Annotated in this window: 1 protein-coding gene; it reads right to left on the bottom strand. The window is 71.5% G+C overall.

Annotated elements, in window-relative coordinates; all coding sequences use genetic code 11:
* On the bottom strand, positions 1-625 hold a 625-nt coding region (locus ACK4TH_RS12845; RefSeq protein ID WP_409627004.1), incomplete at both ends, for a PAS domain S-box protein.

Raw genomic sequence — 625 nt, 5'->3', positions numbered from 1 at the left:
GACGCCGTCGCCGATCGAGGCCAGCGTCACCTGCGCCAAGTCGCGTTCGCGCTGCAGTTGCAGCTCGACGTGCTTGCGGTCAGAGATGTCACGCAGCACCGCCGAATACAGGGTACCCTCATCCTGGTGGAAGTCGTCGATCGACAGCTCATAGAATGTGCGCGCGCCACCGCGTGCCATTCGCAGCTCCAGTATCGTGCCCGGCCGCGTCAGCCGCTCCAGGGGCGGTGGGTTGGCGTGGCCGGCGCGGCGCAGCACCTCGGGCAGCGGGCGGCCCAGCACCTCGCCAGCCGGCACGCCGAGCAACTGTTCGGCGCCCGGGTTGAGGCTGAGCAGCGTGCCGTCCGGCTCGAAGGTCAGCAGCCCGTCGCGCATCTGGCGCACCAGCGCCAGCGTGCGCTGCGTGGCGGCCTGCAGCGCGGCGATCACCCGGTTGTAGGCGCGCGCGATCTGGCCGACTTCGGTGAAGTCCTCCTCCGGCACGCGGCGCGAGAGGTCGCCGCTGCGGCGCTGCTCTTCCATGGCGTCGAGCAGCTCGATCAGCTCGGTGCGCGCGCCGTGCTCGGCGACGTTGAGGCCGCCGCGCTCTTCGTCGGGTGTCACGCGCAGGTCGCGGTCGCGCACC

It is taken from the genome of Tepidimonas sp., assembly GCF_046292505.1.
GTDB lineage: Bacteria > Pseudomonadota > Gammaproteobacteria > Burkholderiales > Burkholderiaceae_C > Tepidimonas.
The sequence above is the reverse complement of the archived record's forward strand: the minus strand, read 5'-3'. Positions and strand labels throughout refer to the sequence as shown.